This window comes from Nocardia amamiensis NBRC 102102 (assembly GCF_001612745.1).
Lineage (GTDB): Bacteria > Actinomycetota > Actinomycetes > Mycobacteriales > Mycobacteriaceae > Nocardia > Nocardia amamiensis.
In genome coordinates this window covers 1-2132 of record NZ_BDBA01000394.1, presented here as the reverse complement: position 1 = coordinate 2132, position 2132 = coordinate 1, and the positions used below count along the sequence as shown (strand labels likewise).

1 protein-coding gene is annotated in these 2132 nt (G+C 69.3%); it reads left to right on the top strand.

What is annotated here, in order from left to right:
- Window positions 1-2132 (top strand): acyltransferase domain-containing protein (locus tag NA4_RS37975; protein ID WP_174553055.1); only part of this gene is annotated, 2132 nt, incomplete at both ends.

Sequence of the window (2132 nt, the reverse complement as noted above, 5' to 3'; positions counted from 1 at the left end):
GCTCGCCAAGACGCACGAAGAGGCGGTCGCCGGACTGCGCGCCATCGCGGCGGGCAAGCCGGGCACCGGCGTGTTCACCGCCGATGCGCCCGCCGCCGTCGGCCCGATGTGGGTGCTGGCCGGCTTCGGCGCGCAGCACCGCAAGATGGGCAAGCAGCTCTACCTGGAGAACTCGATCTTCGCCAAGGCCGTCGACGAGGTCGACGAGCTGGTGCAGGACGAGGCCGGATACTCGGTGCGCGAGCTGTTCCTGGACGACAGCCAGGACTACAGTGTGGCCACCTCGCAGGTCGGCATCTTCACCATCCAGGTCGGCCTGGCGGCGCTGCTGCGCGCGCACGGTGCGGAACCCGAAGCGGTCGTGGGCCATTCCATGGGCGAGGTCGCGGGTGCTTACATCGCCGGTGGCATGAACCTCGAAGACGCCGTCCGGGTGATCTGCGCCCGCTCCCGCCTGATGGGCGAGGGCGAGCAGATGATCAGCGACGACGACGTGCGCAATATGGCGCTCATCGAGTACAGCGCCGAGGATGTCGCGAACCTGCTGCCGGAATACCCGGATGTCGAGGTCGCGGTGTACGCGGCGCCGACCAACACGGTGATCGGCGGCCCGCAGGAGCAGGTCGCGGCGATCGTCGCGCAGGTGGAGGCGGCGGGCAAGTTCGCCCGCGTGCTGCAGACCCGCGGTGCAGGCCACACCTCGCAGATGGATCCGCTGCTCGGCGAGCTGGCCGCGGAACTGGCCGGTATCGAGCCCAGCAAGCTGAAGACCGGTCTGTACTCCACGGTGCACAAGGAAGAGTTCTTCCGCTCCGGCCACGACCCGATCCACGACGAGGACTACTGGGTCAAGAACATGCGCCACAGCGTGTACTTCACCAACGCGGTGAAGCTCGCGGTGGACGCGGGTCACACCACATTCCTGGAGCTGGCGCCGAATTCTGTCGCGCTGATGCAGGTGCTCGGCACCACCTTCGCCGCGGGTGTGCACGACGCGCAGCTCATCCCCACGCTCAAGCGCAAGGAGGACGAGTCGGCGGGCGTGATCGCCGCGCTCGCCCAGCTCTACGTGCACGGGCACAAGGTTGATCTGTTCTCGCTTGTGGGGGAGGGCGAGTACGCGGACATTCCACGCACCACGTTCGTGCGCAAGGAGTACTGGCCGAAGGTCCAGCTGTCCTCGGGCGGCACCGGCCGGGTTCCTGGCGCACACGTCGCGCTGCCGGACGGCAGGCACGTCTGGGAGGTGCAGGCGTCCTCGGTGACCGATCTCGCGGCACTGGTGCGCGCAGCGGCGGCGCAGGTGCTCAGCGACGTGTCGCTGGGCGCGTCGATCCCGCACGCGCCGATTCCGGCCGCGGGCACGCTCACCACCACGCTCACCCCGCATCCCGGCGGCGCCTCGGTGCAGGTGCATGCCAAGGAGGGCAACAGCTTCCGGCTGGTGTTCGACGCCGTGGTGACATCCGGCCCCCCGCTGCCGGAACCTGTTGCAGCCGAGGCGGTCGCCGCGCAGCCGCAGAGCGACGCCGACATCGAGATCGTGGAGACCTTCGGCGAGCGATGGGATCCGAACGGCACGCAGACCGTCGAGGAGCGGCTCGCGCTGATCGTCGCGGAATCGATGGGCTACGCGGTCGAGGACCTGCCGATGGAGATCCCGCTGATGGAACTCGGCCTGGACTCGCTGATGGCCATGCGCATCAAGAACCGGGTCGAGTACGAGTTCGACATCCCGCAGTTGCAGGTCCAAGCCGTGCGCGACGCGAGTCTGCACGAGGTCGGGAAGGTGCTGCGCTACGCCATCGAGCATCGCGACGAGGTGCAGGCGATGGCCGACCAGCAGGCCGCCGAGAAGGCCGCGGGCGGATCGGGTGAGCTGAGCGTCGACGCCGATTTCATGGCTGCGGCCAGGTCGGCGCTGGCCACCGGCGCCGATCCGGTCGCTGCGTTGAAGGGTGCTGCGACCACGTCGCCGGAAGCGGGTACGCCCGGCGAGGTCACATCGGAAACCGCTGCGCCCGAGACCGATTCGGCTCCCGCCGACGCGGCACCGACGACACCGGGAACGGCTGCCGACGTGCAGGCGATCGCGGAGCCCACGCCGGTCGAGGCGGCCCCGGCCACACCGG